Consider the following 22,141-nt stretch of genomic DNA (forward strand, 5'->3'; position numbering starts at 1 on the left):
CTAAGAGGTCGGTGCTTGGGATGGGTCTGCTGGTACCGGATCATATCCATCAGCGAGCCTGAAATGGCAAAGACGCCATTGGCGCATTGCCATCCAGCCATCGTGCAAGAAATTGCACAGCGCAATCACTTGGGACGTATGGTTTGAACAACTGGGATAGAAACGGCAATGAGATGCCATCATCGGTGTGATGACATAACGGTAGAAGCGGATAAGCAGCAGAGCCGGCTTACGCATAAGAACCGTTTGCCTGTTTCGAATGTTCGGAAGGATCGGTCTTTTGTAGCTGTTTACGTGCCAGACGATTCCAGAGTTTGCCCAAGTGCTGATGCAAGTCGGGATTCTCAATATCACCGAAGCCCTTACGTGCAATCACAACGATATCCAGACCTTCAAGCATGTGCTGATGGTGGCGAAAGGAATCTCGAAGGACACGCTTGAGCCGGTTACGCTCGACTGACAGCTTGACGCTCTTCTTACCTATCACCAGCCCGAGGCGGGCATGCGACAAGCCATTCTGACGTACAAGCAGAAGAACACTATTACCAGGAACCTTGATAGTGGGAGAGTCGAAGACATTTTGAAACTGTCTTGAAGTCAGAAGCCGTTTTTCGCGGCTGAAGTCTCGACTCACCACCTGTACCGGGACTATCAGACTGCCAGACGCTTACGGCCTTTGGCACGGCGACGGGACAGAACCTGACGGCCATTCTTGGTAGCCATACGAGCACGGAAACCGTGAGTACGGGCGCGCTTCAGAGTACTGGGTTGGAAAGTGCGTTTCATGGTCATTTACCTAGGTGTGAACGAAGCGAGGCGAAATCACCCCGTTTAAATAGACCGGCGATTCTAGAGAAAGCTAGTGAATAGGTCAATTTCCATACAGCACCGGTTGTCAATAAAAATTCAGCAAAAAACAACAAAAGAACGAATTAAAAAGAAGATAGATACAGTGTTAATGTATATAGAAGCCCTTTCCTGTGGATAAGAGCGTGAGGGCTGCATTCCTGCCCACGTCTGTCATTGTATAACTATGCGGTAAAGCCGTCGAACTGCTGTGCTGCGCCTGGATACTAGCTGTGGATATCTAAGGTACTTAGCCACAGCTGAGTTATCAACAAGCAGTTACCCTACGAACAAACCGCTTTTGATCTGCGCTTATCCACAACAAAGATTTTTTGATTTTTCGCTCTCTATGTAACTGATTGAATGGTTGATGTGGATAAGTGACAGGGGCGACGGTACAATGTCATGCTGCATTCACCTTTGCCTGAACACGTTGCTTCTTTATATACAGAGGCAATAACAGGGTGACTTTCTTTCTGGAGTGACTGTGTCAGTTGAACTTTGGCAGCGCTGTGTCGATGTACTGCGCGATGAGCTGCCTTCTCAGCAATTCAATACTTGGATCCGCCCTCTGCAAATAGAAGCAGAAGGAGCCGAGCTACGCGTTTATGCGCCGAATCGGTTCGTACTGGATTGGGTAAATGAAAAGTACGTTAGCCGGTTGCTTGAGCTGCTTGAGGAGCAGTCCGATGATGGGTTGGTACCCGAGCTGACTCTGCTGATTGGAAGTCGCAAGAGCAGCAAACCTACGCGAGCGCCTTCCATGACGTCGCCGCCTGCTCCTGTCGCATCCACTACACCTTCATTACCTGAGTCTACGGGTCGAGATCCGGTTGCCGAGCCTGAAACATCAGTGCAGCAGATCGAGATGCCGATCGCTGATGATGCCGATCCGCAGCCAGCGCCTCTAGTCGCCAACAAGACCGAGCGCAACGTTCAGGTAGAAGGGGCGCTCAAGCATACGAGCTACCTCAATCGTACTTTTACTTTCGAGAATTTTGTCGAGGGTAAGTCCAACCAGCTGGCTCGTGCTGCAGCCTGGCAGGTTGCGGACAACCCCAAGCATGGATACAACCCTCTCTTCCTTTATGGAGGGGTTGGCTTGGGCAAGACGCACCTCATGCATGCAGTGGGCAACCATCTGCTCAAGCGTAATCCCAATGCCAAGATTGTGTATCTGCATTCGGAGCGTTTCGTGGCTGACATGGTGAAAGCCCTGCAGTTGAACGCCATCAATGAATTTAAGCGTTTTTATCGCTCCGTTGATGCCCTGCTGATCGACGATATCCAGTTCTTCGCACGCAAGGAGCGTTCACAGGAAGAATTCTTCCATACGTTCAACGCCCTGCTTGAAGGCGGACAGCAAGTTATTCTGACAAGTGATCGTTACCCCAAGGAAATCGATGGGCTTGAAGAACGCCTCAAGTCCCGTTTCGGCTGGGGGCTGACAGTGGCTGTCGAACCGCCTGAGCTGGAAACGCGAGTGGCCATTCTCATGAAGAAGGCAGACCAGGCGAAGGTTGACCTTCCCCATGACGCTGCCTTCTTTATCGCCCAGCGGATTCGCTCGAATGTTCGAGAGCTTGAGGGTGCACTCAAGCGTGTCATCGCCCATGCTCATTTCATGGGGCGAGAAATTACGATCGAGCTGATTCGCGAGTCGCTCAAGGATCTGCTGGCGCTTCAGGACAAACTGGTTAGCATTGAAAATATCCAGCGAACGGCTGCTGAATATTACAAGATCAAGATTGCCGATCTGTTGTCGAAGCGACGTTCCCGTTCCGTCGCTCGTCCTCGCCAGGTGGCGATGGCCCTGTCGAAGGAATTGACCAATCACAGCCTGCCAGAAATAGGTGATGCCTTTGGCGGGCGCGATCACACGACAGTGCTGCACGCTTGTCGTAAGATTGCCGAACTCAGAGAGTCCGACGCTGATATTCGCGAGGACTACAAAAATCTATTGCGCACACTGACGACCTGATCAGAAGCACTTGGCAAGGGACAAGACCATGCATTTCACTATTCAACGCGAAGCCTTGTTGAAACCATTGCAGCTCGTGGCTGGTGTCGTGGAGCGTCGGCAGACATTACCGGTGCTGTCCAACGTGCTGCTGGTGGTCCAGGGCCAGGAACTGTCCTTGACAGGTACTGACCTTGAGGTTGAGCTGATCGGCCGTGTAACGCTCGAAGACAAAGCTGAGCCTGGTGAGATTACCGTACCGGCTCGCAAACTCATGGATATTTGCAAGAGTTTGCCAAGCGATGCCCTGATCGATATCCGGACCGATGAGCAGAAGCTGCTCGTCAAAGCTGGCCGCAGTCGCTTTACATTATCCACATTGCCGGCCAATGACTTCCCTACCGTTGAGGAAGGTCCTGGATCGATGAGCTTCAGCCTGCCGCAAAGCAAGTTGCGCCGTCTTATCGACCGCACTGGATTTGCCATGGCTCAGCAGGATGTCCGTTACTATCTGAACGGTATGCTGCTTGAGGTCAGTGAAGGCCATTTGCGTGCAGTTGCGACCGATGGGCACCGTCTTGCCATGTGCGTACAGGAAGCGGGAATCCAGTACGAAGGTCGTCATCAGGTAATTGTGCCGCGTAAAGGTATCCTGGAGTTGTCACGGTTGCTGCTCGAGCCTGAGGAGCCGGTCAATGTTACGTTGGGCCAGCACCACATTCGAGCGACGACCGCTGACTTTACCTTTACTTCAAAGCTGGTCGATGGGAAATTCCCTGACTACGAGCGTGTACTGCCACGCAACGGTGACAAGGTTCTGACTGGTGAGCGTCAGCTGTTACGGGAGGCGTTCAGCCGTACGGCTATCCTTTCTAATGAAAAATACCGTGGTATTCGCCTCCAGCTGGTAACCGATCAGCTGAAGATCCAGGCTAACAACCCTGAACAGGAAGAAGCTGAAGAAGAGTTGCAGGTGGATTATGCTGGTGCCGATCTGGAAATCGGATTCAACGTAAGCTATTTGCTCGACGTACTGGGCGTCATGACGACGGACCAGGTACGTATCACCCTTTCCGATTCCAATAGCAGTGCGTTGGTTCAGGAAGCCGGCAATGACGAGTCCTCTTACGTCATTATGCCGATGCGTCTGTAATTTCGAGGCGCGATGTCCCTTATCCGCCTGACCGTCACCGCTGTGCGTAACCTGCACACGGTGACGCTGACGCTCTCCCCGCGGATCAATATCCTCTACGGTGACAACGGTAGCGGCAAGACCAGTGTATTGGAGAGTATCCATCTGCTAGGACTTGCTCGCTCGTTTCGTAGCACCCGACTATCACCCGTTATCCAGAACGAGCAAGCCGCCTGTACGGTCTTTGGCCAGGTCAGCTTGCCTAGTGATGGCATCAGTAGTCTGGGCGTCCAGCGTGAGCGTAATGGTGATTTCACTATTCGTATCGATGGGCAGAATGCTCGAAGTACAGCCCAACTTGCTGAAACTCTGCCGATTCAGTTGATCAATCCCGACAGTTTTCGATTGCTTGAAGGAAGCCCAAAGATCAGGCGGCAGTTTATAGATTGGGGTGTGTTCCACGTGGAACCGCGTTTTCTACAAGTGTGGCAAAGGCTTCAGAAAGCGCTAAGACAGCGGAACTCATGGCTGCGACATGGTAAAATGGATCCTGCCTCGCAACAGGCGTGGGACAGAGAACTGACGCAAGCCAGCAACGAAATCGATGCGTTTCGGCGAGCCTATATTACAGAGCTCAAACCTGAGTTTCAGGCTGCTCTGGAAGAGCTGGTCGATATTGAAAACCTGACGTTCAGTTATTACCGCGGCTGGGACAAAGACCGCGAGCTGCAGGATGTGTTGAAGGCGTCCTTGACCCGAGACATGCAGCTTGGACATACGCAGGCCGGTCCGCAGAGAGCCGATCTACGAATTAGGCTAGGTAGCCACAACGCGGCAGATATCCTGTCGCGTGGCCAGCAAAAACTGGTGGTCTGTGCATTGAGAATTGCACAGGGAAGATTAATCAATCGAGTCAAGCGCGGCCAGTGTGTCTATCTGGTAGATGATTTGCCTTCCGAATTGGATGAACAGCACCGCAAGGCATTATGCCGTTTGCTGGAAGGCCTTAACTGCCAGATCTTCATCACGTGTGTCGAGAAAGAATCATTGGAATCCAACTGGCAAGACGACACGCCAGTGGCCCTGTTCCATGTTGAACAGGGATCCATTACGCAGACCCCAAGCGTTGGGAGTAAAGCATGAGCGAGAACCAGACTTACGATTCCTCCAGTATTAAGGTACTGAAGGGACTGGATGCAGTTCGCAAGCGTCCGGGAATGTACATCGGCGATACCGATGACGGTACCGGCTTGCATCACATGGTATTCGAAGTTGTCGATAACTCTATCGACGAGGCCCTGGCGGGGCATTGTGATGAAATCACCATTACGATCCACACGGATGAGTCCATAACCGTCCGCGACAATGGACGTGGAATTCCGGTCGATATCCACAAGGAAGAAGGCGTTTCGGCAGCAGAAGTCATCATGACGGTGCTGCACGCAGGCGGTAAGTTCGACGATAACACTTACAAAGTGTCCGGCGGCTTGCACGGTGTAGGTGTGTCCGTTGTAAACGCTTTGTCTGAAGAGCTGCGCCTGACGATCCGTCGACTCGGCCAGGTTTGGGAACAGGTCTATGTCCACGGCGTTCCGCAGGAGCCTCTCAAGGCGATTGGTGAAACGGACGGGACCGGCACTCAAATCCATTTCAAGCCATCAGCCGAGACCTTCAGTAACATCCATTTCAGCTGGGATATTCTGGCCAAGCGATTGCGCGAACTGTCCTTTCTGAACTCGGGCGTGGGCATTCTGCTGCGAGACGAGCGCTCGGGCAAGGAGGAGATGTTCAAATACGAAGGCGGACTGCGTGCATTCGTTGATTATCTCAACACTAACAAAACGCCTGTCAATCAGGTGTTCCACTTCAACGTAGGTGACCGCGAAGACGGTATCGGCGTGGAAGTGGCGTTGCAGTGGAATGACAGTTTCAACGAAAACATTCTCTGCTTTACCAACAACATTCCTCAGCGTGATGGCGGTACTCACCTTGCCGGTTTCCGTTCAGCGCTGACCCGTAACCTGAACACCTATATCGAGGCGGAAGGTCTGGCCAAGAAGTTCAAGGTTGCGACTACAGGTGACGATGCGCGTGAAGGCTTGACGGCAATTATTTCCGTTAAGGTTCCGGATCCCAAGTTCTCTTCCCAGACGAAGGATAAATTGGTTTCTTCTGAAGTGAAGACTGCAGTAGAACAGGAAATGGGTAAGCAATTCGCTGATTTCCTGCTCGAAAATCCTGGTGAAGCCAAAGCGGTTGTCGGCAAGATGATCGATGCGGCACGCGCTCGTGAAGCGGCGCGCAAGGCACGCGAAATGACCCGCCGTAAGGGCGCTCTGGATATCGCAGGTCTGCCCGGTAAGCTGGCGGACTGTCAGGAAAAGGACCCTGCGCTGTCAGAACTGTACATCGTGGAGGGTGACTCCGCAGGCGGTTCGGCGAAGCAAGGCCGTAACCGCCGTACGCAAGCCATTCTTCCACTAAAGGGCAAGATCCTGAACGTGGAGAAGGCGCGCTTTGATAAGATGCTGTCTTCTGCTGAAGTCGGTACGCTGATTACAGCGCTGGGCTGCGGCATTGGCCGTGAAGAATTCAACATCGATAAGCTGCGTTATCACAACATCATCATCATGACCGATGCTGACGTTGACGGCTCGCACATCCGTACGCTGCTCTTGACGTTCTTCTTCCGTCAGATGCCCCTGTTGATCGAGCGTGGTTATATCTATATCGCTCAGCCTCCGCTGTATAAGGTCAAGCGTGGCAAGCAGGAGCAATACATCAAGGACGACGAGGCGATGGAGGAATACCTCACGCAGACCGCCCTTGAAGATGCCAGCCTGCACGTGAATGAGCATGCTCCAGGACTTTCCGGCGTTGAGCTGGAGAAAATGGTGAATAGCTATCGTACGGTGATGAAGTCACTCAAGCGACTGTCCCGCCTGTATCCGTCGGATATCAGCGAGCACATGCTTTACCTGCCTCGTGTTGAATTGGAGCAACTGGCTGACCAAGCGGCGATGAACGTATGGATCGACATGCTGCGTACGCGTCTGAAGACCAATGAGCGCTCCGGTCTTGCCTACGAAGTCAACTTGCGTGAAGACCGCGAACGTCATCTTTGGCTGCCAGAGGTTGAGACCAAAGCGCACGGGCTCTCAAGTTATGTCACCTTCAACCGGGATTTCTTCGGTAGCAATGACTATCGTCAGATCACGACACTGGGCGCTCAGATCAACAACCTGCTTGAAGACAGCGCTTATGTGAAGCGTGGCGAGCGCCGCAAGGCAGTTTCTACTTTCCGTGAGGCTCTTGAGTGGCTAATGGGCGAGACAGCGAAGCGCTACAGCATTCAACGCTATAAGGGATTGGGCGAAATGAATCCGGATCAGTTGTGGGAAACCACAATGGACCCGAATGTACGTCGCATGTTGCGTGTCACGATTGAAGATGCCATCGCTGCTGACCAGATCTTCAATACCCTGATGGGCGATCAGGTAGAGCCGCGTCGCGACTTTATCGAAAGCAATGCCCTGGCAGTATCGAACCTGGACGTCTGACCGCTCGTAGTAGTCAAAAGGCCAACGGAGACGTTGGCCTTTTTTATTGTGGTTAACTTTAGCAGCATTGATACCATGCGCTGATTTTCCACAGCTGTGTTAGAAACCTGCTAGTAACACGACTTGTGTATATCTATAAGTTATACACAGTCGAGTTAACACATGTCTTCTCTTCCCTCGTTGAAAACACATCGTTTGCAGTTAAGGCCGTATTTCCCTGCCGATGCGCCTTTTCATTATCTCCTGGCTGACAATCCCGATATTGCTTCCATGACCGGAACGCTGCCTTCGCCTTATACCCTTGAACTGGCAGAGCACTGGATTTCCAATCATGAAAGTTGGTTTATGGAAGGAAGAAGCCTCAATCTGGCCGTTGTGATCCAAGAGCATGCTTCGTTGATTGGAACGATAAGCCTGAGCGGTTTTGGCTCTCCTCATCAAAAAGCTGGCTTGACTTATTGGATAGGCAAAGCCTACTGGAATCAGGGCTACTGTAGCGAGGCAGCAAGGGCGTTAATTGAATATGGTTTTACTGCGCTTGGACTCAATCGGATCTTCGGCGAGTGCTTCAAGCGAAACCGCGCATCTATCAGAGTGCTGGAAAAGCTAGGCATGAGCTATGAAGGGTGCCGGCGCGAAGATATGCACAAGGCAGAGCAATTCAAGGATGTGATGATGTATGGCTTGCTTCGAAAGGAATGGAAACAGACCTCTGTATAATTTTCATCTGTGCATAAAAAAACCCGGTTATCCCGGGTTTTTTTTTGACCTGATCAACTATTAGTGGCGGGCCTGACTGGAGGCTCAGTTAACGCTGAGTTATGCACAGGTGATATAGAGGCCAGCGCTTGATCGATAAAGGACTGACTACGCGTATTAAGGTCTACAATCGCACGGGGATCAGAACCATTGGGCGATAGGGCCGGACCAATAATCACTTTGATGGTGCCGGGACGCTTGACCCAGCTCTTGTTTGGCCAGTATTCACCGGCGTTGTGAGCGATAGGCAGTACCGGCACGTTCAACGCACAAGCCAGCGCAGCGCCACCGCGAGAAAACTTGCCAGTTTCTCCCGGCGATACACGAGTACCTTGGGGAAAAATCAGTACCCAGCAGCCTTGCTTGATGTAGCGTCCGCCTTGTTCGGTAATCTGCTGAAGGGCAACCTTGCCATTGTTTCTATCGATAGCGATTGGCTTGAGCAAAGCAAAAGCCCAGCCGAAGAACGGTACCTTGAGCAACTCGCGCTTGATCACTTGTGAGGTGGGTTCAAACAAGGCAGACAGGAAAAAAGTTTCCCAGGTGCTTTGGTGGTTAGCAATGATGATGCAGGGTGTCTTGGGAATATTCTCAAGCCCTGAAATCTCATAGCGGATACCGCAAACCACCTTGGCCAGCCAAACGGCAAAACCCGTCCAGGCCTTGACGATAAAGCGATAGCGCGCTCGATAGGAAAGCAGCGGAGCGACCAGCAGGGATACACACGACCAGATGATGCCGCTGGTGCCAAGGAGAATATAGAAGATCACAGTACGCAGGACGCGCATGGATTAGTCCTGTAGGAGATGTTGTACAACAGCCGCCAGATCGGGAAAGACCTGTGTTCCTTCCGGGAGCGGCTTCTGCAAGGTTCGCTCACCCTTCCCTGTTTTCACAAGGTAAGGCGTACAGCCCACGGCAATACCAGCGGTCAGATCACGCAGGCTGTCGCCGACCACAGGAACCCCGGTCAGGTCGGTCATGCCGTAATGCTGTGCCACCTGGCGGAACATACCCGGGCTTGGCTTGCGACAGTCACAGCCGTCATCCGGGCCGTGGGCGCAGTGAACGATCAGATCGACATGGCCGCCCTGCCCGCTCACCAGCTGCCTGAGCTTTGCGTGCATGGCCTCCAGTGTCTCGCCATCGAACAGCCCGCGCGCAATACCAGACTGGTTGGTGACAATCGCCACCTTCCAGCCGGCTTGGCTCAATCGGGCCATGGCTTCGATACTGCCCGGGATTGGAATCCATTCCTCGACCGATTTAACAAACGCGTCGGAATCCTGATTGATGACGCCATCCCGGTCCAGCACGATCAGCTTCATATCGATCAACCCAGCAACGAGATATCGGCAATGCCCAGGAACAGCGCCCGTAGACGTGCCAGGAGCGCGTAGCGGTTTGCGCGGATATGCTCGTCTTCAGCGTTTACCAGTACCTGATCAAAGAAGCTATCGACCGGTTCACGCAGACTTGCCAGGCGGTTGAGTGCTTCGCGGTAGTTACGTGCCAGTGACAGCGGCTCGACGTTCTGCTCGGCATCAGTGATTGCTTCGAGCAATACCCGCTCGGCATCGTGTTCGAAGAGCTTGGCATCGACCTGGGCCAGTACCATGCCTTCGGCCTTGCCTAGAAGGTTGGATACACGCTTGTTGGCCGCTGCCAGCGAAGCGGCTTCCGGCAAGCCACGGAAAGCCTGAACGGCCTGCACTCGCTGATCAAAGTCCAGTGCCGAGTTGGGTTTCAGGGCGCGTACAGACAGATAGACTTCAGCGGCAACGCCTTCATCCTCATAGCGCGCGCGCAGGCGGTCAAAGATGAAATCCTGTACCTGCTGAGCCAGATCGCCCGCTTTGACCTTATCACCGTACAGTTCGATGGCCTTGTCGATCGCAGCCGGAATACTGAGGTCCAGCTGTTTTTCGATCAGGATGCGCAGCACACCCAGGGCCTGACGGCGCAGGGCGAACGGGTCCTTGCTACCGGTGGGCAGCATGCCGATGCCGAAGATACCAACCAAGGTATCGAACTTGTCTGCCAATGCAACAGCGGCGCCTGTAGCGGTACGAGGCAATTCAGCTCCTGCACCGCGGGGCATGTATTGTTCGTTCAACGCGTGCGCAACGTCTTCGGCTTCACCGCCATGCAGTGCATAGTAATAGCCGGCGACGCCCTGCATTTCAGGGAATTCACCTACCATTTCGGTAGCCAGATCGCACTTGGCTAGGATGCCTGCACGTGCTGCTTTTTCTACGTCGCTGCCCAGTTGTTCGGCGATGTATGCCGCCAGCTGGGAAACACGCTCGGACTTCTCATAGACAGTGCCAAGTTGAGCCTGGAAGACCACATTCTTCAATCGCTCGTTGAAGTGCTCCAGCGGCTGCTTCTTATCCTGTTTAAAAAAGAATTCGGCATCGGTCAGACGCGGGCGAACAACCTTCTCATTTCCAGAAACGATCTGGATTGGGTCCTTGCTTTCGACGTTTGCCACCGTGATGAAGCGCGGCAGAAGCTTGCCGTCGGCGTCCAGCAGGCAGAAGTACTTCTGGTTGTCCTGCATGGTAGCGATCAGTGCTTCCTGGGGAACCTCGAGGAAACGTTCCTCAAACGAGCACACCAGTGGTACCGGCCATTCGACCAGCGCGGTCACTTCGTCCAGCAGATCCGCCGGCACAACGGCATTGCCCTGCTGTTCGGCGGCCAGCTCATTGACGCGGTGCTCGATCAACGCGCGACGTTCGGCAAAATCGGCCAGCACATAGGCTGCGCGAAGGTCTTCAGCATAGTTGGCGGGAGCCGTGATGTTTACGCTGCCTGGACTATGGAAGCGGTGACCGCGAGATTCGCGGCCGGCTTTCTGGGCCAGGATTTCGCAATCCAGTACGTCATTGCCAAACAGCATGACCAGCCACTGGGTTGGACGAACAAATTCTTCACGACGGGCGGCCCAGCGCATGCGCTTGGGAATAGGCAGTTCGCCCAGGGAGGCTTCGACAATCCCTGGCAACAGGGTGCCAGCTGGTTGACCCTGAATCGTCTGGGAGAAACGAAGCTTCGGACCGCTACGGTCGATTTCGCTGATATCCACGCCGCACTTGCGGGCGAAACCCAGCGCCGCCTGTGTAGGGTTGCCGTCGGCATCAAAGGCTGCCTTGACTGGCGGGCCGTCCAGATTGACGCTGCGATCAGGTTGCTGCTCATCCAGCTGGTTGACCAGCACGGCCAAACGGCGCGGTGCAGCGTAATAGCGGGCGCCGGTGTAGTTCAGTCCGGCCGCCTTGAGCCCTTTCTCGATACCGGCCAGGAAGGCTTCGCCCAGGCTCTTCAAGGCCTTGGGTGGCAGCTCTTCGGTGCCAAGTTCGACGAGGAAATCCTGGGCGCTCATTGTTCGGCCTCCTTGAGTTTGGCGAGTACTTCGTCACGCAGTTCGGGCGTGGCCATGGGGAAGCCAAGGCGTGCACGGGCCTTGAGGTAGCTGTGTGCCACGGCGCGGGCCAGGGCACGGACGCGCAGGATATAGCGCTGGCGCTCGGTTACGGAGATAGCGCGACGGGCGTCCAGCAGGTTGAAGGTGTGCGACGCCTTCAGCACCATTTCATAGGTCGGCAACGGCAATTCGAGCTCAAGCAGGCGGTTGGCTTCCGACTCGTAAAAGTCGAACAGCTCGAACAGCTTGGGCACATTGGCATGCTCGAAGTTGTAGGTGGACTGTTCCACTTCGTTCTGGTGGAACACATCGCCATAGGTCACGGTACCGAATGGACCATCAGTCCAGATCAGGTCATAGACGGAGTCGACGCCCTGCAGGTACATGGCCAGACGTTCCAGGCCATAGGTAATCTCACCGGTCACTGGATAGCACTCGATGCCACCGGCCTGCTGGAAGTACGTGAATTGGGTAACTTCCATGCCGTTCAGCCAGACTTCCCAACCCAGACCCCAGGCACCCAGGGTAGGCGATTCCCAGTTGTCTTCCACGAAGCGGATGTCATGGACGAGCGGGTCAAGGCCGATGGCCTTCAGGGAGCCGAGGTAAAGCTCCTGGAAGTTTTCCGGGTTGGGCTTCAGGACTACCTGGAATTGGTAGTAATGCTGCAGGCGGTTGGGGTTTTCGCCGTAGCGACCGTCGGTTGGACGGCGGCTGGGTTGTACGTAGGCGGCGTTCCAGGTTTCCGGGCCGATGGCGCGAAGGAACGTGGCGGTATGGAACGTACCGGCGCCGACTTCCATGTCATAAGGCTGCAAAACAACGCAGCCCTGCTCCGCCCAGTAGTTTTGCAGGGCGAGGATCAGATCCTGGAAGGTGCGCACGGCGGGTGGAGTCGAAGTCACGGCGTTCACCTGTGCTGGAGACGGTAAAAGTCAGGCAGTATAACCGATTAGACTCGGATGATATTTAGGTGAACGGCCTGTTCTGACCATTAGGGAGTCCTCATGCCGCGTTGCTACTGGTGTACTGACGATCCGCTGTATATCGCCTACCACGATCAGGAGTGGGGAATACCGCTGAAAGATCCGCAGCGGCTGTTCGAGTTGCTGGTGCTGGAAGGCTTCCAGGCGGGATTATCGTGGATCACCATTCTGAAAAAGCGCGCCCGTTATCGGGAAGTGCTGTTCGGTTTCGATCCTGGGCGACTGGCGGCCATGACCGATGAGGAGATTGAGATACGCATGCAGGATGCAGGCATCATTCGCAACCGGATGAAGCTCAAGGCTGCCCGGCAAAACGCCCAGGCGTGGCTGCGCCTGGAGGATCCGGTGACGTTTCTCTGGTCGTTCGTCGGTGGTGAGCCAAAGATCAACCATTTCCGCGATCGCAGCGAGGTCCCTGCCATCACGCCTGAGGCTGAGGCGATGAGCAAGGCGCTCAGGAAGGCAGGCTTCACGTTTGTCGGCCCGACCATCTGTTATGCCTATATGCAGGCCGCCGGGCTGGTGATGGATCACACGACGGACTGCGACCGTTACGCCGTGTTATGTGGTGATCAGATGCCGAAAGGCTGATCAGCCCCGGCGTGCGGCAGTACAATAGTGGATTTTATGCTTGTGGGAGTTGCTCTTGGAAAAGCTCAAAGGCGCGCTGATTGTCGGCTTCTTGCGTCTGTTGGCCCTATTGCCCTGGTCCATGGTACAGCGGCTGGGTTCCTTCATTGGCTGGTGCATGTGGAAACTGCCGACACGTGCTGGCAAGGTGACCCGGATCAATCTGGCCCATTGTTATCCAGAGCTTGAGGGCGAAGCGCTGGAGCAATTCTCCAAGGAGTGCCTGGCTGGTATCGGCAAGACCCTGACCGAAAGCGCCTGTGCCTGGATCTGGCCAGCAGAGCGCTCGCTCAAGCTGATTCGTGAAGTGGAAGGCATGGACGTGCTGCAGGAGGCATTGGCTTCAGGCGATGGCCTGGTGGGCATTACCAGCCATCTGGGTAACTGGGAGTTGCTCAACCACTTTTATTGCTCCCATGCCAAGCCGATCATTTTCTACCGTCCGCCCAAGCTGAAAGCAGTGGATGAGCTCCTGAAGAAACAGCGGGTTCAACTGGGCAACCGTGTGGCACCTTCTACCCCGGAAGGCATCATCAGTGTGATCAAGGAGGTGCGTCGGGGCGGCGCTGTGGGTATTCCGGCCGATCCCGAGCCTAGCCGAAGTGCGGGGCTGTTCGTGCCCTTCCTCGGCACTACGGCGCTAACCAGCAAATTTGTGCCGTCGCTGTTGGCCAAGGGTAAGGCGCGGGGTGTGTTTTTCCATGCGGTGCGCCTGCCGGATGGCAGTGGCTACAAGGTGATTCTCGAGGCTGCTCCACCGGAAATGTATGACAAGGATCCGGAAGTGTCCGTGGCCGCCATGAGCAAGGCGCTGGAGCGTTACGTCAGTACCTACCCTACGCAATACATGTGGAGCATGAAGCGCTTCAAGAACCGCCCGGATGGCGAGCCTCGCTGGTACTGAGCGTATTCCATGCACTTGTGTGGTCAATCATTGATATTCAGCCAAGTGTGATGCCTGGTCTGTTCGGGTTCAGACCAGGCCTTGATACAGGCAAACCGTCTTACTGATCGAGAGCAGCAGGTGAAATTCTCAATTCCCAAAATTGCTACAGCACCCTTCTGTCCCTCCGAGGTCAGTGGGTCGGTGCCTGTCACGCCCGGTGCCCCCTTCTGGCGCAAGGCTTTCCAGTTTGCAGGTCCGGGTCTTCTGGTCTCGATCGGTTACATGGATCCTGGCAACTGGGCAACCGCCATCGAGGCAGGCTCCCGCTTTGGCTACAGCCTCTTGTTTGTGGTGTTGCTGGCCAGCCTGGCCGGCATGGTGGTTCAGTGCCTATGCGCGCGTCTGGGGCTTGCCACTGGCCGCGATCTGGCGCAGCTCTCTCGCGAGCGATACAGCCCGCGGACAGCCAAGACGCACTGGGCATTGGCACAGATATCCATCATCGCCACCGATCTGGCGGAGGTGCTGGGATGCGCGTTGGCATTTCACCTGCTGCTTGGGTGCTCGCTAACCACGGGGATCATCCTGACGGCCTTCGATACCTTGTTGATCCTGAGCTTGCAGCGTCGGGGGTTCCGTCAGTTGGAAGCCATCATGCTGGGGCTGGCCGCCACGATCGGTATCTGCTTCTTTATCGAGCTGATGCTGGTCAATCCATTCTGGCCCGACGTGGCGAAAGGCTTCGTACCGTCCTGGGAGGCGATCGCTCATCAGGAGCCCTTGTATCTGGCGATCGGCATCCTGGGCGCGACCGTCATGCCGCACAACCTCTATTTGCACTCTTCGGTGGTACAGACACGTCTGGTGGCGAAGGATCAGGCCAGCCGGCTAGAGGCCATTCGGCTGGCGCGTTTCGATACCATTGGCTCGCTGGCGCTGGCCTTGCTGATCAATGCGGCGATCCTGATTCTGGCCGCTTCGGCATTTCACCGTACCGGCCATACGGATGTGGTCGAGATCCAGGATGCATACCACCTGCTCGATCCGCTGGTTGGCGGTGCGCTCGCCAGCATTCTGTTTGGTGTGGCGCTGCTGGCTTCGGGACAAAGCTCGACCTTTACCGGGACGGTAGCCGGACAGGTCATTCTGGAAGGGTATCTGCAACTCAAGATTCCCTGCTGGCAGCAGCGATTGGCCACACGCGCCATGGCCCTGGTCCCGGCGCTGATTGGCGTGTGGTGGTTGGGCGAGGGTTCCGTGGGCAAGCTATTGGTGCTGAGTCAGGTTGTCCTGAGTCTGCAGCTTCCCTTTGCGCTCTACCCGCTCATTCGCATGACGAGCGATACGAAACTCATGGGCCCTTTTGCTAATCGCACCTATACCAAGCTGCTGGCCTGGTTTCTGTTCGGTATCATCAGTCTCGCCAACCTGTGGCTTCTGGTGCAGTGGTTATTCTGATGACAGACGGAAAAGCAGTAAGTAGGAGAGCCTGATGGGTATCAATCAGAGACGCCACCCCCGTGTAGCCATGAAGTGCCGGTTGCGCATTACGCACCCGGACTTTGGCGAGCTGATCTGCCAGACGCGTGACCTTTCCGACGGTGGCGTCTATGTGCAGCACGAGACGCTGACGGAGTGGCCTGTGGGGACGCGGGTACAGGGACAGGTGCTGGACCTGCCCATCGAGGCACCTGTTGTCGACATGGAGTTGATGCGTGTGGATGCGCTCGGTGCAGGCTTTCGCTTTCTACGAGGGTAAGCCAGGCGTTGGCTTAGCCCTTCTTCTTGTCCAGACGCTTCAGGAAAACCGTCATTTCCTTTTCCGACTGCTTATCGCCCTTGGTCTGCGCAGCAGTCAGGCCTGACTGCCAGGCCGCGCGGGCACCTTCACTGTCTCCCTGCTGTTCCAAGGCCTTGCCGAGCAGCTTCCAGGCGGCCGAATAAGTGGCATCCTGCTCTACGCAGCGTTGAAGGTGTATAGCGGCCTGCGCGGCATTTCCGGCATCCAGATAGCCCTTGCCCAGCCCGAAACGCAACATGGGGTTATCCATGCCTTTGGCCAACATCTTTTCCAATGATTCGAGCATGGGCATTTCCTCTTATTTGGCGATCTTGATCAGCTTGGCGTAGTAGAACCCGTCGTGGCCATTTTCCTGAGGAAGTAGCTGCCGCCCGTGGGGCTGTTTGATTCCCCAGGGGGCTGGAATATCCAGCTCTCGAGCACCCGGTGTTCGGGCTAGAAACGCGCCGATGTTGGCGGTATTTTCGACCGGCATTACCGAGCACGTGGCGTACAGCAGAATGCCTCCCACCTCCAGCGTGGGCCAGAGTGCATCCAGGAGTTCGGCCTGCAGTTGGACCAGGGCTGGGATGTCTTCGGGCTTGCGGGTGAGCTTGATGTCGGGATGACGACGGATGACGCCTGTGGCTGAACAGGGTGCGTCGAGCAGAATACGCTGGAACGGTTTGCCGTCCCACCAGTTATCTACTGCGCGGCCGTCCGCCGCAATCAAGGTGGCAGAAAGATTGAGGCGGCTGAGGTTTTCACGTACTCGGGCGAGACGCGCCTCTTCGGCATCGATAGCCACAACTTCGGCCAAGCGCTCTTCCCGCTCAAGGATGTGGCACGTCTTGCCGCCCGGTGCGCAGCAGGCATCCAGGACACGTTGACCCGGGGCCAGCTCCAGTAGCAGGGCTGACAGCTGCGCAGCTTCATCCTGAACGCTGACGCGTCCCTCGGCAAATCCCGGCAGGGTTTTAACGTCCTGAGCGACCACCAGGCGAATACCGTCCTCGCTGTAGGCGCAGGCTTCGGCCTCAACACCTGCGGCGACCAGTTCAGCCAGGTAGGCATCGCGCGTTCCCAGGCGATGGTTTACCCGCAGCATAAGCGGCGGATGCAAATTGTTGGCGTGGCAGATCGCTTCCCACTGCTCCGGCCAGCGGGCCTTGAGTTCTTTCTGTAACCAGCGCGGATGCGACAGCCGGGCCGCCGGATCACGCTCAAGACCTGCCAGCAGATCTTCGCCTTCGCGCTGGGCACGGCGCAGCACTGCATTGAGCAGGCTTTTTGCCCAAGGCTTTTTAAGCTTGTCCGCGCAGCCTACTGTTTCACCTAAAGCTGCATGGGCAGGCACGCGGGTGTAAAAAAGCTGATACAGACCAACCAGCAGCAGCGCTTCCACGTCGCGGTCCGCTGCCTTGAACGGTTTTTGTAACAGCTTCTCGGCCAACAGAGCCAACCGGGGTTGCCAGCGAGCGGTGCCAAAAGCTAGCTCCTGCACCAGCGCCCGATCTCGTGGATCAACCTTGTCCTGTTGAGCTGGCAGGCTGCTGCCCAGCGAGGCGCGGCCTGCCAGTACGGCAGCCAGTGCCCGAGCCGCAGCAAGACGGGGATTAAGACTCATAAGCCAAGTACCTGACCTTCGGCAAAGCGCTCACGGCGGGCATTGAGCAAGTCAGCAAACGCGAGCGGTTTACCGCCAGGAAACTGTATACGCGTTAACAGCAACGCGCCTTCACCACAGGCAACTCGTAAGCCTTCACGGCTGGCCTCCAGAATCTCACCTGGCTGTCCGTTACCGTCTACCACTGTTGCTGCGTAGATTTTCACGCCCTCTCCCGCCAAGGTGCTATGGCATAACGGCCATGGGTTGAAGGCACGAATCAGCCGTTCCAGATCGACAGCAGGACGACTCCAGTCCAGCTTGGCTTCTTCCTTATTAAGCTTATGAGCGTAGGTTGCCAAGGCATCATCTTGCAGCTTGTCTGGCAACGTACCGGCTGCCAGCGCAGGAATGGCTTCGACAACCGCTTCTGCGCCGAGTAAGGCGAGACGATCATGTAAGCTGCCACCAGAGTCCTCGGCGGTAATCGGTGTGCTTACCTTGCTCAGCATGGGACCGGTATCCAGGCCCGCTTCCATCCGCATGACCGTGACGCCCGTTTCGGTATCGCCCGCTTCGATGGCACGTTGAATTGGCGCAGCCCCTCGCCAGCGAGGCAACAGCGAGGCATGGCTGTTAATGCAGCCCAGGCGCGGAATATCCAGGACAGCTTGAGGCAGAATCAACCCATAGGCTACGACGATCAGCAGATCAGGCTTAAGGGCTGCAAGCTCTGCCTGTGCATCAGCGTTGCGTAGCGTCTGAGGTTGATACACCGGAATATTGTGAGATTCCGCCAGCTGCTTGACGGGACTCATCGCCAGTTTCTGCCCTCGTCCGGCTGGACGGTCAGGTTGTGTATACACGGCGGCTATCGAGTAGCCTACCCTTAACAAGGCATGCAGATGGCGGGCGGCAAATTCTGGTGTACCAGCAAAGACAATACGTAACGGTTGAGTCATGGGGCTCTCATGGATCAGTACAAGGCAGCAACTGCTCGCTACTATAAAGACGAGTCTTGCATAGGATAGAGGTCTTGGCACCAGAATGAAAAAGGCCTGCTGCTGCAGGCCTTTTCAGAGCAATCAGGCGTTCTGCTGGATACGGTGCTGCTTTTCCAGCTTTTTCTTGATGCGGTCACGCTTGAGCGAGGACAGATAATCCACAAACAGCTTACCGTTGAGGTGGTCGACCTCATGCTGGATGCACACAGCCAGCAGACCTTCACAGATCATCTCGAACGGCTCGCCGTTACGATCAAGGGCATTCACCTTGACGCGCTCGGGCCGCTCTACTTTCTCATAGAAGCCCGGCACGGACAGGCAGCCTTCCTGGTACTCGCCCAGATCCTGGGTCAGGGGTTCCAGTTTGGGGTTGATGAACACGAGCGGCTGACTCTTGTCTTCACTGATATCGATGACGATCAGCTGCTTGTGAACATTGACTTGGGTAGCGGCCAATCCTATGCCAGGTGCTTCGTACATGGTTTCGAACATGTCATCGATCACCTGACGAAGGGCATCGTCCACCTCCGCAACCGGCTTGGCGATAGTACGCAAGCGGGGATCAGGGAATTCTAGGATATTTAAAAGGGCCATGATGTGTGTGAAGCACGTGTGGAATAAATTCGAAAGGCACTGCTAAGATGCAGCAGCGTTGATTTAACAGCCCCGCCAGGGAGTGATTGGGGTATTCCCTCAGGGTTTTTTTGCATATTGCACATAGTAAAGGGATTCACCGGATGAGGAAATCGTTGTTCGCCCTGTTGCTGGTGGCGGCTAGCAGTTGGGTGCAGGCCGACGTACAGCTGCGCCAGGGGCATCCAGACAGTTACACGGTGGTGCGCGGCGATACCCTTTGGGATATTTCCGGCAAATTTTTGAGCAAGCCCTGGCAGTGGCCAGAAATATGGCATGCCAACCCACAGGTCGAAAACCCGCATTTGATCTATCCCGGCGATAGACTGAGTCTTGTCTACGTGGACGGGCAGCCTCGGCTGATGCTCAACCGTGGCGAGTCCCGTGGCACGATCAAACTGTCGCCTACCATCCGGTCGACACCGATTGCCGAAGCGATACCGACGATTCCGCTGGAGGCCATCAACAGCTTCCTGCTGTCGAACCGTGTGATCGATGATGCCAATCAATTCAGGAACGCCCCCTATATCGTGGCCGGCAATGCCGAGCGTGTTGTCAGTGGCGCCGGTGATCGAGTCTACGCACGTGGTCACTTCACCGAGGACCAGCCTGCCTACAGTATTTATCGGCAGGGAAAAGCGTATAAAGATCCCCAGACTGAAGAATTTCTGGGCATCAACGCCGATTATATCGGTAGCGGCGACAAGGTGACCTCTGAAGGCGACATGACCACGCTGGTGCTCAGCCGCTCCAATGAAGAGGTTCGCCTGGGCGATCGCCTGTTCCCCACCGAGCAGCGTGTCGTCAACTCGACCTTTATGCCCAGTGCACCCGACAGGGACATCAACGGAATCATTCTTGATGTTCCGCGTGGTGTTACCCAGATCGGCCAGTTCGATGTGGTCATCATCAACAAGGGTATGCGTGACGGGCTGGTCGAAGGCAACGTACTGGCTGTCTACAAGACCGGCGAAACCGTACGCGACCGGGTAACGGGTGATAACGTCAAGGTGCCCGACGAGCGCTCTGGTCTGCTGATGATCTTTCGCACCTATGACAAGCTCAGCTATGGCCTGGTCCTGAATGCGACTCGTCAGCTCTCGGTTCTGGACAAGGTCCGTAATCCCTAAATAGTCACACTGGCGCAGCCTTTCAAGGGGTGCGCCACGATCAAGGATGATCGTATGTCGTTTTCTTCCCCGGCGGAGCTTGAAGCCCGCCTGCGTCTGCATAACCTCCCTGAGATTGGTCCGCGCCGCTTTCACCATCTGATTCATGCCTTTGGCAGTGCTTCGGCAGCGCTCAGTGCGCCGGCTTCCGCCTGGCAGGCATTGGGTATTCCGGGCGTCTGCGCAGACGCCCGCCGTACCGCTGAAACCCGTGAACGTGCAGCCCATGCTCTCGCCTGGCTGGAAAGTGAACATCACCACTTGGTGTGTTGGGATGATCCTCGCTATTCCGCATTACTGGCCGAAACCAAGGGGGCGCCACCTCTGCTCTATGTAGCGGGAGCCGTGGAACTGTTGGAGCGGCCCCAGCTCGCCCTGGTCGGCAGCCGCCAGGCGAGTGCCTATGGGCTTGATAACGCTCGCCGATTTTCCAAGAGCCTTGCGGCGGCAGGTTTCTGCGTAACCAGCGGCCTTGCGCTCGGCGTCGATGGAGCGGCTCACGAAGGTGCACTGGAAGCCAGCGGTGCTACGATTGCCGTATTGGGCACAGGACTTGAGCGACTCTATCCTCGTCGCCATATCAGCCTGGCTCGTCGTATTGTCGAGCACGGTGGCGCGCTGGTGTCAGAGCTACCCTTGGATGCAGCACCCAACGCCGCCAACTTTCCGCGGCGTAACCGTATCATCAGCGGGTTATCACTCGGTGTACTGGTGGTCGAGGCGAGTCCTTCGAGTGGCTCCCTGATCACAGCGCGGCTGGCAGCAGAGCAAGGACGTGAAGTGTTTGCCATTCCCGGCTCGATTCACCATCCAGGCGCACGTGGCTGCCATCAGCTGGTCCGTGAGGGGGCGCAACTGGTCGAGAGTATCGAACATATTCTGGAATCGCTCAGAGGGTGGCAGGCACCGTTTGGACAGTCGTCCCTGCCCTTGATGAATGAGCCCGAACCAGCAGATGTTCCACGTGAAACGCATCCTTTGCTGGACGTGCTGAGGGCTTCCCCCCAAAACAGCGAGACGCTTGCCCAGCTCAGCGGTTACGAGGTTTCTCATTTGCTGGCCGAGCTGACGGAGCTTGAGCTGGATGGCCGTGTGGCCCGTGAAAATGGACTTTGGGTCTATCGAGCGTGACGGGTCAGTCTCGGTTAAACTCGTGATCTTTTTATGGACAGGAGTGAACCGATGCTCAGCTGCTGGCGCGTTCAATATGCTGCTCACGTCATACGTCACGGCGGTGTAATCGCCTACCCGACCGAGGCAGTCTGGGGCCTGGGATGTGATCCCTGGGATGCGGCTGCGGTCTATCGGTTGCTGCGTATCAAGCAGCGCCCGCTGGAAAAGGGTTTGATTGTAGTGGCCGACAACATCAGGCAGTTCGATTTCCTGCTGCATGATCTGCCCAAGGAATGGAAGGACAAACTGTCGAGCACATGGCCAGGGCCCAATACCTGGCTGGTACCGCACCAGAACCGCTTGCCGGGCTGGGTGACGGGTGTGCATCAAACGGTAGCGTTGCGTGTGACTGACCACCCTCTGGTGCGTGAACTGTGTGCCTTGAGCGGCCCGATCATTTCTACCTCCGCCAACCCGGCGGGACGTCCGGCCGCCCGTTCACGGCTTAAGGTTGAGCAGTATTTTTCCGGAGAGCTGGACGCCGTGCTGGGCGGTGCGCTGGGTGGTCGCAGAAGCCCCAGCGTTATCCGCGATCTGGAAACAGGTCAGGTCTTTCGTCCCTGATAGTAGAGCTGACCTCTATGGCT

Annotated in this window: 23 protein-coding genes; 12 read left to right on the forward strand and 11 right to left on the reverse strand. The window is 55.9% G+C overall.

The genetic code is table 11. The annotated features are described in order from the left end of the window. Genes yidD through rpmH form a run of 3 tightly spaced genes read right to left on the reverse strand, consistent with a single transcriptional unit; the run spans position 1 to position 786 of the window. Positions 1 to 237: a membrane protein insertion efficiency factor YidD gene (gene yidD, locus HMPREF1487_RS26745; RefSeq protein WP_073450114.1), complete on the reverse strand. Its 237-nt coding sequence runs from the start codon at positions 235 to 237 to the stop codon at positions 1 to 3. Further along, positions 230 to 637, reverse strand: coding sequence for a ribonuclease P protein component (gene rnpA, locus HMPREF1487_RS09115; RefSeq protein WP_010796342.1), 408 nt, complete (start codon positions 635 to 637; stop codon positions 230 to 232). The genes yidD and rnpA overlap by 8 nt, the downstream gene beginning before the upstream one ends. Positions 638 to 651: 14 nt before the next feature. Next, positions 652 to 786 carry a 50S ribosomal protein L34 gene (rpmH, locus tag HMPREF1487_RS09120; RefSeq protein WP_010796343.1) on the reverse strand — a complete coding sequence of 45 codons (135 nt, stop codon included), beginning with the start codon at positions 784 to 786 and terminating at the stop codon, positions 652 to 654. 547 nt (positions 787 to 1,333) lie between these two features. Between rpmH and dnaA the strand changes: the two genes are divergently transcribed. From dnaA to HMPREF1487_RS09145, 5 genes are all read left to right on the forward strand, one after another. After that, complete coding sequence (dnaA, locus tag HMPREF1487_RS09125) at positions 1,334 to 2,827, forward strand: chromosomal replication initiator protein DnaA (RefSeq protein ID WP_010796344.1); 1,494 nt, start codon at positions 1,334 to 1,336, stop codon at positions 2,825 to 2,827. 28 nt (positions 2,828 to 2,855) lie between these two features. Beyond that, positions 2,856 to 3,959 carry a DNA polymerase III subunit beta gene (gene dnaN / locus HMPREF1487_RS09130; RefSeq protein WP_010796345.1) on the forward strand — a complete coding sequence of 368 codons (1,104 nt, stop codon included), beginning with the start codon at positions 2,856 to 2,858 and terminating at the stop codon, positions 3,957 to 3,959. Between the two features lie 12 nt (positions 3,960 to 3,971). Beyond that, on the forward strand, positions 3,972 to 5,081 hold the full coding sequence (gene recF, locus HMPREF1487_RS09135) for a DNA replication/repair protein RecF (RefSeq protein WP_010796346.1): 1,110 nt from the start codon (positions 3,972 to 3,974) through the stop codon (positions 5,079 to 5,081). Further along, positions 5,078 to 7,498, forward strand: coding sequence for a DNA topoisomerase (ATP-hydrolyzing) subunit B (gene gyrB, locus HMPREF1487_RS09140; protein ID WP_010796347.1), 2,421 nt, complete (start codon positions 5,078 to 5,080; stop codon positions 7,496 to 7,498). The genes recF and gyrB overlap by 4 nt, the downstream gene beginning before the upstream one ends. Positions 7,499 to 7,660: 162 nt before the next feature. Next, positions 7,661 to 8,218 carry a GNAT family N-acetyltransferase gene (locus tag HMPREF1487_RS09145; protein WP_010796348.1) on the forward strand — a complete coding sequence of 186 codons (558 nt, stop codon included), beginning with the start codon at positions 7,661 to 7,663 and terminating at the stop codon, positions 8,216 to 8,218. A 53-nt stretch (positions 8,219 to 8,271) separates the two neighbouring features. Here the strand turns inward: HMPREF1487_RS09145 and HMPREF1487_RS09150 are convergent, their stop codons facing one another. The 4 genes from HMPREF1487_RS09150 to glyQ are packed head-to-tail and all read right to left on the reverse strand — an operon-like array spanning position 8,272 to position 12,592. Then, complete coding sequence (locus tag HMPREF1487_RS09150) at positions 8,272 to 9,045, reverse strand: lysophospholipid acyltransferase family protein (RefSeq protein WP_010796349.1); 774 nt, start codon at positions 9,043 to 9,045, stop codon at positions 8,272 to 8,274. Positions 9,046 to 9,048: 3 nt separating this feature from the next. Then, positions 9,049 to 9,585, reverse strand: a complete 537-nt coding sequence (gmhB, locus tag HMPREF1487_RS09155; RefSeq protein WP_010796350.1) for a D-glycero-beta-D-manno-heptose 1,7-bisphosphate 7-phosphatase — start codon at positions 9,583 to 9,585, stop codon at positions 9,049 to 9,051. 5 nt (positions 9,586 to 9,590) lie between these two features. Next, positions 9,591 to 11,645, reverse strand: a complete 2,055-nt coding sequence (glyS, locus tag HMPREF1487_RS09160; protein WP_010796351.1) for a glycine--tRNA ligase subunit beta — start codon at positions 11,643 to 11,645, stop codon at positions 9,591 to 9,593. Beyond that, a complete protein-coding gene (gene glyQ, locus HMPREF1487_RS09165) occupies positions 11,642 to 12,592 on the reverse strand; it encodes a glycine--tRNA ligase subunit alpha (RefSeq protein ID WP_010796352.1) in 951 nt (316 codons plus the stop codon). The genes glyS and glyQ overlap by 4 nt, the downstream gene beginning before the upstream one ends. A gap of 102 nt (positions 12,593 to 12,694) precedes the next feature. On the opposite strand from glyQ, the gene HMPREF1487_RS09170 reads away from it, so the two are divergent. The 4 genes from HMPREF1487_RS09170 (at position 12,695) to HMPREF1487_RS09185 (ending at position 15,948) form a co-directional block, all read left to right on the forward strand. Further along, a complete protein-coding gene (locus tag HMPREF1487_RS09170) occupies positions 12,695 to 13,264 on the forward strand; it encodes a DNA-3-methyladenine glycosylase I (protein ID WP_010796353.1) in 570 nt (189 codons plus the stop codon). Between the two features lie 55 nt (positions 13,265 to 13,319). Beyond that, positions 13,320 to 14,207: a lysophospholipid acyltransferase gene (locus HMPREF1487_RS09175; RefSeq protein WP_010796354.1), complete on the forward strand. Its 888-nt coding sequence runs from the start codon at positions 13,320 to 13,322 to the stop codon at positions 14,205 to 14,207. A gap of 120 nt (positions 14,208 to 14,327) precedes the next feature. Beyond that, a complete protein-coding gene (locus HMPREF1487_RS09180) occupies positions 14,328 to 15,647 on the forward strand; it encodes an Nramp family divalent metal transporter (protein WP_010796355.1) in 1,320 nt (439 codons plus the stop codon). 34 nt (positions 15,648 to 15,681) lie between these two features. After that, the gene (locus HMPREF1487_RS09185) at positions 15,682 to 15,948 is read left to right on the forward strand and encodes a PilZ domain-containing protein (RefSeq protein ID WP_010796356.1); all 267 of its coding nucleotides are present in this window, start codon (positions 15,682 to 15,684) and stop codon (positions 15,946 to 15,948) included. A 13-nt stretch (positions 15,949 to 15,961) separates the two neighbouring features. Here HMPREF1487_RS09185 and HMPREF1487_RS09190 read toward each other — a convergent pair whose 3' ends face one another. The 4 genes from HMPREF1487_RS09190 to def form a co-directional block, all read right to left on the reverse strand. Continuing rightward, positions 15,962 to 16,276 carry a tetratricopeptide repeat protein gene (locus HMPREF1487_RS09190; RefSeq protein ID WP_010796357.1) on the reverse strand — a complete coding sequence of 105 codons (315 nt, stop codon included), beginning with the start codon at positions 16,274 to 16,276 and terminating at the stop codon, positions 15,962 to 15,964. A gap of 12 nt (positions 16,277 to 16,288) precedes the next feature. Continuing rightward, on the reverse strand, positions 16,289 to 17,596 hold the full coding sequence (gene rsmB, locus HMPREF1487_RS09195; RefSeq protein WP_010796358.1) for a 16S rRNA (cytosine(967)-C(5))-methyltransferase RsmB: 1,308 nt from the start codon (positions 17,594 to 17,596) through the stop codon (positions 16,289 to 16,291). Then, on the reverse strand, positions 17,593 to 18,537 hold the full coding sequence (fmt, locus tag HMPREF1487_RS09200; protein WP_010796359.1) for a methionyl-tRNA formyltransferase: 945 nt from the start codon (positions 18,535 to 18,537) through the stop codon (positions 17,593 to 17,595). Before fmt ends, rsmB begins: the two co-directional genes overlap by 4 nt. A gap of 123 nt (positions 18,538 to 18,660) precedes the next feature. Continuing rightward, positions 18,661 to 19,173, reverse strand: coding sequence for a peptide deformylase (def, locus tag HMPREF1487_RS09205; RefSeq protein ID WP_010796360.1), 513 nt, complete (start codon positions 19,171 to 19,173; stop codon positions 18,661 to 18,663). 143 nt (positions 19,174 to 19,316) lie between these two features. On the opposite strand from def, the gene HMPREF1487_RS09210 reads away from it, so the two are divergent. The 3 genes from HMPREF1487_RS09210 to HMPREF1487_RS09220 are packed head-to-tail and all read left to right on the forward strand — an operon-like array spanning position 19,317 to position 22,118. Continuing rightward, complete coding sequence (locus HMPREF1487_RS09210) at positions 19,317 to 20,342, forward strand: LysM peptidoglycan-binding domain-containing protein (protein WP_010796361.1); 1,026 nt, start codon at positions 19,317 to 19,319, stop codon at positions 20,340 to 20,342. Positions 20,343 to 20,396: 54 nt separating this feature from the next. After that, positions 20,397 to 21,512 carry a DNA-processing protein DprA gene (gene dprA / locus HMPREF1487_RS09215; protein WP_010796362.1) on the forward strand — a complete coding sequence of 372 codons (1,116 nt, stop codon included), beginning with the start codon at positions 20,397 to 20,399 and terminating at the stop codon, positions 21,510 to 21,512. A gap of 51 nt (positions 21,513 to 21,563) precedes the next feature. After that, complete coding sequence (locus tag HMPREF1487_RS09220) at positions 21,564 to 22,118, forward strand: L-threonylcarbamoyladenylate synthase type 1 TsaC (RefSeq protein WP_010796363.1); 555 nt, start codon at positions 21,564 to 21,566, stop codon at positions 22,116 to 22,118. The last annotated feature ends 23 nt before the right edge of the window (positions 22,119 to 22,141 follow it).

The organism is Pseudomonas sp. HPB0071 (assembly GCF_000478505.2).
In the GTDB taxonomy this organism is placed as follows: domain Bacteria; phylum Pseudomonadota; class Gammaproteobacteria; order Pseudomonadales; family Pseudomonadaceae; genus Chryseomonas; species Chryseomonas luteola.

Excerpts from the sequence above, each read along its gene's own strand:
- glyS (WP_010796351.1), bottom strand. The coding sequence starts at position 11,645 with ATGAGCGCCCAGGATTTCCTCGTCGAACTTGGCACCGAAGAGCTGCCA.
- recF (WP_010796346.1), top strand. The coding sequence starts at position 3,972 with ATGTCCCTTATCCGCCTGACCGTCACCGCTGTGCGTAACCTGCACACG.
- HMPREF1487_RS09185 (WP_010796356.1), top strand. The coding sequence starts at position 15,682 with ATGGGTATCAATCAGAGACGCCACCCCCGTGTAGCCATGAAGTGCCGG.
- gmhB (WP_010796350.1), bottom strand. The coding sequence starts at position 9,585 with ATGAAGCTGATCGTGCTGGACCGGGATGGCGTCATCAATCAGGATTCC.
- HMPREF1487_RS09190 (WP_010796357.1), bottom strand. The coding sequence starts at position 16,276 with ATGCTCGAATCATTGGAAAAGATGTTGGCCAAAGGCATGGATAACCCC.
- def (WP_010796360.1), bottom strand. The coding sequence starts at position 19,173 with ATGGCCCTTTTAAATATCCTAGAATTCCCTGATCCCCGCTTGCGTACT.
- HMPREF1487_RS09150 (WP_010796349.1), bottom strand. The coding sequence starts at position 9,045 with ATGCGCGTCCTGCGTACTGTGATCTTCTATATTCTCCTTGGCACCAGC.
- HMPREF1487_RS09210 (WP_010796361.1), top strand. The coding sequence starts at position 19,317 with ATGAGGAAATCGTTGTTCGCCCTGTTGCTGGTGGCGGCTAGCAGTTGG.
- HMPREF1487_RS09145 (WP_010796348.1), top strand. The coding sequence starts at position 7,661 with ATGTCTTCTCTTCCCTCGTTGAAAACACATCGTTTGCAGTTAAGGCCG.
- gyrB (WP_010796347.1), top strand. The coding sequence starts at position 5,078 with ATGAGCGAGAACCAGACTTACGATTCCTCCAGTATTAAGGTACTGAAG.
- fmt (WP_010796359.1), bottom strand. The coding sequence starts at position 18,537 with ATGACTCAACCGTTACGTATTGTCTTTGCTGGTACACCAGAATTTGCC.
- yidD (WP_073450114.1), bottom strand. The coding sequence starts at position 237 with ATGCGTAAGCCGGCTCTGCTGCTTATCCGCTTCTACCGTTATGTCATC.
- HMPREF1487_RS09170 (WP_010796353.1), top strand. The coding sequence starts at position 12,695 with ATGCCGCGTTGCTACTGGTGTACTGACGATCCGCTGTATATCGCCTAC.
- rsmB (WP_010796358.1), bottom strand. The coding sequence starts at position 17,596 with ATGAGTCTTAATCCCCGTCTTGCTGCGGCTCGGGCACTGGCTGCCGTA.
- HMPREF1487_RS09220 (WP_010796363.1), top strand. The coding sequence starts at position 21,564 with ATGCTCAGCTGCTGGCGCGTTCAATATGCTGCTCACGTCATACGTCAC.
- dnaN (WP_010796345.1), top strand. The coding sequence starts at position 2,856 with ATGCATTTCACTATTCAACGCGAAGCCTTGTTGAAACCATTGCAGCTC.
- dprA (WP_010796362.1), top strand. The coding sequence starts at position 20,397 with ATGTCGTTTTCTTCCCCGGCGGAGCTTGAAGCCCGCCTGCGTCTGCAT.
- rpmH (WP_010796343.1), bottom strand. The coding sequence starts at position 786 with ATGAAACGCACTTTCCAACCCAGTACTCTGAAGCGCGCCCGTACTCAC.